The 1,065-nt window shown below is 68.5% G+C and carries 2 protein-coding genes; both read left to right on the top strand.

Annotation, left to right across the window (positions count from 1 at the left end):
- Positions 1 to 48: 48 nt before the first annotated feature.
- Complete coding sequence (locus L0P92_RS44595; protein ID WP_234768833.1) at positions 49 to 378, top strand: nucleotide pyrophosphohydrolase; 330 nt, start codon at positions 49 to 51, stop codon at positions 376 to 378.
- A 206-nt stretch (positions 379 to 584) separates the two neighbouring features.
- Entirely contained in the window at positions 585 to 1,049 is a 465-nt protein-coding gene (locus L0P92_RS44590) for a DUF6099 family protein (protein WP_234768832.1), read from the top strand.
- The last annotated feature ends 16 nt before the right edge of the window (positions 1,050 to 1,065 follow it).

Genomic DNA, 1,065 nt, shown 5'->3' with positions numbered 1-1,065 from the left:
GGCCGGGGTGGCGGGGGCGGACGGCGTGACGGTGGTACACCTGGAGCCGTGACCGAACCCCTTGATGTGGCGAAGCTCCAGCGCCGGCTGGCCGAGTTCGCCGCCGCGCGCGACTGGCAGCCGTACCACACGCCGAAGAACCTCGTCGCGGCGCTGAGTGTGGAGGCGTCCGAGCTGGTGGAGATCTTCCAGTGGATGACGCCCGAGGAGTCCTCGCGGGTCATGGACGACACGGAGACCGCGGCGCGGGTGACGGACGAGGTCGCGGATGTGCTGGCGTATCTGCTGCAGCTGTGCGAGGTGCTCGGGGTCGATGCGCTGGCCGCGCTGGACGCGAAGATCGACCGGAACGAGCGGCGGTTTCCCGCGCCGGAGTGATGAGGGCCGGGCTGGGACCGGGCGCTGAGGGAAGATCACCGTCCATTTTCACTCTCCGTATTCGTTTGGCTGGCTGAGACTGAAAAGTTGTCCGCAGATTTCCGTCTTCCTCTGGCTTTTCGTCTCAAGGGCCTTCACTCTGGGTAGTGGACAAGGGAGTTCGGGTGGACGCGTGGGCAGCGCGTCGGGACAGACGGGGACTGCGGATGGACGCGGTGCGGCTGATCGTGACGAGCAGGCGGGCGCTGGCGGGGAGCAAAGGCGTCCCGGAGATGATGACCGAGGTGTGGCAGGCGCAGGCGTTGGCTCAGGCGATAGGTAGCCGGCTCGCGGTCTTCGGCCCACCTGAACTGCGGGGCGAGGCACTGGGGTTGACGGAGCTGGCGGGGCGGGGGTGCGGGGTGCTGGAGACGCCGGATCTGGCGGAGGGTGACTTACGGGCCGCTCAGCTCACGGAGTTGGGGGATGCGCGGCAGGCGCTGATGCATCTGGGGAGCCTGCTGGGGGAGGTGGGGATCGCGCTGGTCGGGATGGCCAGTGGGGCGGATGACGAGACGACGTACTGGCAGTGCGTGGAAGCGATCGACGCGGCGGACGAGTCTCGGGATCGGGTGCTGGAGATGCTGCGGAGACTTGCGGATCGCGATGAGGTGGTGCCGGAGGCGGGGTAGTCGGCGGTGGGTGCGG

The organism is Streptomyces muensis (assembly GCF_021474425.1).
GTDB lineage: Bacteria > Actinomycetota > Actinomycetes > Streptomycetales > Streptomycetaceae > Streptomyces > Streptomyces muensis.
The sequence above is the reverse complement of the archived record's forward strand: the minus strand, read 5'-3'. Positions and strand labels throughout refer to the sequence as shown.